Genomic DNA, 5,414 nt, shown 5'->3' on the forward strand with positions numbered 1-5,414 from the left:
CAACATAGGCACCCGGAGCTCAAGACGATCCGTTGGCGCTTACTGCCGCGGCTCATTCTGATGGGTTAAGCGAGGCGAGACCTTGAACGCTTGCCCCTGCCTTAGTCAGCGGTATTACGCCACTCAGGTGGGACGTCGTCTCGAGCCTGTGTGTCTTCTGTCTCGCGTGCGCCGGGCTTGTTGATGATCTGAACACTGCTCGCTTGCGGGCCGGCGTCGCCCATCTCGGGCTCGAAGCGTACCTCGGTGCCAACCGCGAGACGGTCGAAATTGTCGTGGAGCACGCTGTTGCGATGGAAATAGTGCTCTTCGCCATAGGGCGTGCGCAGGAAGCCGTAGCCCTCCTCGGCAAAGAGACGCACGACCAGTCCGCGCGACTCCTCTTCGGCTGGTCTGAGTGCGTCCCGCCGGCGCGGCTCGCCGGCCGATTGCAGGCGTCGCTCCATGGCGGAGAAAGCGGCTTCGATGACGGTGCGTAGGTTGGATTCCTGCTCGACGACCGCCGGCTCCTGGTTGACCACCAGGCGTCGGTTGCGTGGCAAATGGACCTCGATGCTGACCTTGTAGGGGTTGCCGCTGTGCTGATGCTTATGCGGTTTGGAGACGATAACCGTGCAGGAGACGATATCGTCGCTATAGCGCTCGAGCCGTTCGACACGCTCGCGGATGAGCTGCTCGCTCCAGTCCGAACGCGGCAGGTCGTGGTAATTGAGCTCTAGCGGTTTCTGCATCGGGTCCTCCCAAGGATCGAACAATGAGGTCGGGTGGTTGCGGTGTTTCAGGGTCTCTGCTCAAGGGGTTTAGGGCTTCTGCTCAGGCTCGTAGCCACTGGCTATCAGCCATGTCTATGAACAACTGGTCATGAGCGACTGGCTATTGGCAAGTAGCTATTGGCAAGTAGCTATTGGTGAGTAGCTATTGGTGAGTAGCTATTGGTGAGTAGCTATTGGTGAGTAACGATCAGCAAATGGCAGGCCAGTTTGCTCACAGCTCGTGATCGGTGAGTCCATCGAGTGCCTCTGGGACCGCTGGGACTCGGAAGAGAACCCGTACCTGATTGCCATCTCGCTGCGCGAAGCGGATGCCGGCGTCGGCGTGGTCTTGGCGCTCGAGCATGATGGCCTGCGGCTGGACGCTTAGACTGGTCTCGCTCCCGCCGCTGTCGCCGACGACTAACGTCAGCTCCGGCGCTCCGTCCGGCTCGGCAAACACCAGGTTGTGCAGCGCAACGTCGCTGACGAGCTCCCTCGGCTGTGGCTCAGACGTCGACCTCTGGGGCTGCCCTAGAGCCTCAGTGTCCGTGTCACGAGCGGACGTCTCGCTGATGCTCACGAGCCAGCCACGATGTCGATGCAGGAAGCGCTCGCAGGTGTCTTGCCATCGTTGGCGCGGGATGCTTTCCAAGCGGTTATCGATCTCGGTCATGGTTCCTCCACCGGTTCAGGGGGTATCTCGAGGGTCGGTTGGCAGGTGCCTGTCGCGCCGTGCCTCAGGCGTGGGTGCGAGCGTTGGCGTCCGGGCGGGCTGCCGGCAGGGTCAATGTCATCGCGAAGCCGAGTACGAAGAAGACGACGATCACGGCCATTCCGACCCGCTGGCTGCCGGCTAGCCAGGTGACCCAGCCGACCAGGAAGGGGCCGGCGAACGCGGTCGCTTTGCCCGACAGCGCAAACAGACCAAACAGCTCGGCGCGCAGCTCGGCAGGGGCGACGCGCCCGAGATAGGAGCGGGCAGCGGCCTGGGCTGGGCCGACGAAGAGGCCGAGCAGTCCACCCAAGATCCAGAATAGGGTTTGGCTGCGCACGAACAGGATCGCGCTGCCGAGTAGAATCAGTCCGCCCAACGCGAGCAGGATCGTCGTGCGCGGCCCCTGCCAGTCATCGAGCCAGGCGAACAGCCCGGCGCCGAGCGCCGCGGTGACATTGAGCAGGATGCCGAAGGTCAGCACCTCCTGCTCGCTCATCGCGAAGGTGCCGGCGGCATAGACACCGCCCAGCGCGAACAGCGTCGCAAGGCCATCGACGTAGAGCATCCGGGCGATCAAGAAGCGGACGATGTCGCGGTAACGACGGACCTGGCGCAGCGTTGCGGCGAGCTGGCGTAAGCCATCGCGGGCTGCGTGCGGCAAGGGTTTGTGTGGCGTCTCGGACGTCATCCGAACCCTCAGCAACAGCGGTAGCGCGAACAGGAGCAGCCAGGCCGCGGCCAATAAGAAGGTCGCTCGCACGTGCTGCGCCTCATCACGCGGCAGCTGCAGCCAGGCGTCCTCGCGCACGAAGCCAAACAGCGCCAGCGCCAAGCAGGCGACGCCGCCGACATAGCCCAAGCCCCAGCCCCAGCCGGACCAGCGCCCGATCCGCTCCGGCGGTGCGAGCACTGGCAGCATGGCGTTGTAGAGCACGCCAGCTAGCTCCGAGGCGACGATGCCGAGACCGAGCAGGACCAGCGCCAGCGCAACATAGGCTGGGTCGGGCTGGACAAACCACAGGAGTCCGGTCGCGGTGACCGCTGCCAGGGTAAACAGGGTGAATAGCGCCTTGCGCGGCCCGCCTTGATCAGCAGCGGCGCCGAGTATCGGTCCGAATAGTGCGACGAGCAATCCAGCGGCGGCGACCGCGTTGCCCCAGAGGGTGGTGCCCTGCGTTGGGTCAGCCGCGACCTGGTCGGTGAAGTAGGCGGCGAAGACGAAGGTGACAATCAAGGTCGCGAAGGCGTTGCTGGCCCAGTCATAGAATGCCCAGGCCAGCAGCGCTGAGCGCGATTCATGGCGCTCCGCCGGTCGTTCGAGGTTCTGATCGTCCATCATCGTGTCGCACTGGCGCCCATCGCGCCTCGGGTTGGGATGCGGCGGGCCGGGGTGCTATCCACCACCGATCGGGTGTTTTGCCCGGTGACTTGCCCGATGATTTGCCAGGGGGGACCTGGTGACAGACCCTCAGCTCAGCTGAGCGATCAGGGCCTGGCAGAACATCGGCAGGTCGCCCGGATGTCGGCTCGAGATCAGCGGGCGATCGACCACCACCTCGCTATCCTCCCAGTCGGCTCCGGCATTCGTCAGATCGTCCTGGATCGATGGTGCTGAGGTCACCCGACGGCCGCGCACGATGTCGGCCGAGATCGGTACCCAGCCGGCGTGGCAGATGAAGGCGATGGGCCGCTCCAAGGCCGCGACGCCTCGCACCAGCTCGAGCAGCGACTGGTCCCGACGCATCCGATCGGGCGCATAGCCGCCCGGTATGATCAGCGCATCGAGCGCGTCCGGGCGGACTGAGCCGACAGCTTCCTCTGCGTCAGCGCTCAGGCCATGCTTGCCCCGATAGGTCGTCTTGGCCGTGCCGATGAGCTGGGTTTGCGCGCCCGCCTCGCGCATCCGAATCAGTGGATACCAAAGCTCCAGGTCTTCGAAGAGATTCTCGACGAGGACCCCAATGGACCGGTTACTGAGCTCGTTTGCCATGCATCCTCCAGCGAAGGGTCAGTTTGGCTAGGAAAATGCATGGATGATGCCAAACGCCTCTAGGTCTGTCAGTCCAGCCCTCAGGAGATACTGCCTATGGATGCCACTTCGATCGGGCCGGCATTGCTGTTGACATTGCTTGCTGGCCTCGCCACTGCGATTGGCAGTGCGATCGCCTTCTTTGCCCCTCGCGCGGATACCCGCTTCCTTGGGATCGCGCTCGGCTTCTCGGCGGGGGTGATGATCTACGTCTTGTTCGTCGAGTTGCTGCCAGCAGGCGGGAACGCGCTCGAGGCGATCAGCAGCACGCCTCAAACCACTGCCGTTGTCGCCTTATTCGTCGGCATGCTGCTGGTTGCCGTCATCGACCGCCTGGTTCCGGCCGGCTACAACCCGCATGAGATGCGCGCCCCTGACAACGCGCCAAGCGCGGGGGCTGCCGGCAGTGCGGGCGCCGGGGCCGGAGAAAACGAGGCGATCGGCGCCGAGCCGCTGATGAACCTCGGCCTGCTCACCGCTGGGGTCATCACGCTGCACAACCGGCCCGAAGGCTTGGCGACCTTGCTGACCTCGATTGAGGATATCCATCTTGGGATACCGGTCGCGCTTGCGGTCGGTATCCACAATATCCCGGAAGGGATCGCGGTCTCGGTGCCGGTCTATTACGCAACCGGCAGCCGCTGGCAGGCGTTTGGCTGGTCCGCGCTCTCAGGGCTATCCGAGCCGCTCGGTGCGCTGCTCGGCCTGTTGATCTTGTCGGGCTTTTGGTCGCAGGCCCTGCTCGGCGTCTCGTTGGCGGCCGTTGCCGGGATCATGATCTTCATCTCATTCGACGTGCTGCTGCCATCGGCCGAGACCTATGGTGAGCACCATCCAACGGTCTACGCGCTGGTCGCTGGCATGGGGGTGATGGCGCTGAGTCTGCTGCTGCTCTGAATGCTGTGCTCTAATCTTCGGCTCAGTAAACATCCGGATTCCGCGACCAACCCTGTTCGGTTCGGCGAGGGAGCCCGAGCGCTAGCCTGTCGGGCGAATCCTGCTGAAGAGGCATCGGCATTGGCGCCGATGCTGCCTGCGGGAAAAGCAATCTCGAGCTTGCCGTCAGCGAGCGACTTCGCCACCCGGCAGCGAGCGCGCCGCGTCAAGGATCGGATCGAAGGTTGCCGACATCATCGCCGCGATGTTGCGGGCGTGGTTGACAAGCCAGAGACTATCATCGGCGCCGTTGAGGACGATCGGAGGATACAATTGCGAGATCCGGTACAGGTCGTCAATGGCCTTGTCGAGCCCGACCAGGGAATCTTTATCGAAGTCCGGCCCATAGGCGGATCGAATAACCGACAGCGTGTCAGCCGCCACCGCCGCGGCGCAGATGGATGAGTACACCCTGAGGCGGCGCTGCTTCGGCGGCACCTTTTGGGCGTCATTCAGGCGCGAATAGATCTTATCCATGGCGCCGTTTTGACCGCCGATCTCGGTCAGTAGGGCAGCCAGATCGTCTGGGCGGACATTGCTGAGGGCATTGCCGGCGCGCAGATCGCTCACGTACTCATTGAAGTCCTCCAAGCCGAGGTTGTACTCGTGCTCGGAGTCGGCGCCGCCGAGCCAGGAGATGCCCCAGCGACGGGGGTCGTAGTTGAACTTCTTGGCGGCGTTGGTCAACCGAGGGTCGTCTTGAGACGACCCGCCGGTGCGTGCCGTGCGGTCTGCGAAGACCTCGAAGGTCTCAGTGGCCACATACCAGATACCGCCAGGCTCGCCGTCGATGCCAGCAGTACAGGCCGCGTTCCGTTCGAAGAGGATCACCAGATCATTAGGGGGCCAGCCACCCTGCAGTCGCTGCCGGAACTGATAGGTGATGGCCTCGGCGAGCAATGCGCCCTTCTCGTCAGAGCTCAGCTTGGCGTTGGCCTGGGCGCGGAACTCGTCGTTGATGTCGGGGGTATGCCAGACCAAG

At 63.8% G+C, this 5,414-nt stretch carries 6 protein-coding genes; 1 reads left to right on the forward strand and 5 read right to left on the reverse strand.

Annotation, left to right across the window (positions count from 1 at the left end; translation table 11 throughout):
• Positions 1 to 101 precede the first annotated feature (101 nt).
• From ACY693_RS14375 to ACY693_RS14390, 4 genes are all read right to left on the reverse strand, one after another.
• The gene (locus tag ACY693_RS14375; protein WP_462322507.1) at positions 102 to 731 is read right to left on the reverse strand and encodes an HPF/RaiA family ribosome-associated protein; all 630 of its coding nucleotides are present in this window, start codon (positions 729 to 731) and stop codon (positions 102 to 104) included.
• 253 nt (positions 732 to 984) lie between these two features.
• Positions 985 to 1,425 (reverse strand): hypothetical protein, encoded by a 441-nt coding sequence (locus ACY693_RS14380; RefSeq protein WP_462322508.1) that lies wholly within the window; start codon positions 1,423 to 1,425, stop codon positions 985 to 987.
• A gap of 64 nt (positions 1,426 to 1,489) precedes the next feature.
• The gene (locus ACY693_RS14385) at positions 1,490 to 2,803 is read right to left on the reverse strand and encodes an MFS transporter (RefSeq protein WP_462322509.1); all 1,314 of its coding nucleotides are present in this window, start codon (positions 2,801 to 2,803) and stop codon (positions 1,490 to 1,492) included.
• Between the two features lie 132 nt (positions 2,804 to 2,935).
• Positions 2,936 to 3,457 (reverse strand): type 1 glutamine amidotransferase domain-containing protein, encoded by a 522-nt coding sequence (locus tag ACY693_RS14390; protein WP_462322510.1) that lies wholly within the window; start codon positions 3,455 to 3,457, stop codon positions 2,936 to 2,938.
• Between the two features lie 96 nt (positions 3,458 to 3,553).
• On the opposite strand from ACY693_RS14390, the gene zupT reads away from it, so the two are divergent.
• Positions 3,554 to 4,393, forward strand: a complete 840-nt coding sequence (gene zupT / locus ACY693_RS14395; protein WP_462322511.1) for a zinc transporter ZupT — start codon at positions 3,554 to 3,556, stop codon at positions 4,391 to 4,393.
• A gap of 165 nt (positions 4,394 to 4,558) precedes the next feature.
• On the opposite strand, the gene ACY693_RS14400 is transcribed toward zupT, so the two are convergent.
• On the reverse strand, positions 4,559 to 5,414 hold an 856-nt coding region (locus tag ACY693_RS14400; protein ID WP_462322512.1), incomplete at its 5' end, for a hypothetical protein.

Source organism: Halochromatium sp., assembly GCF_054919635.1.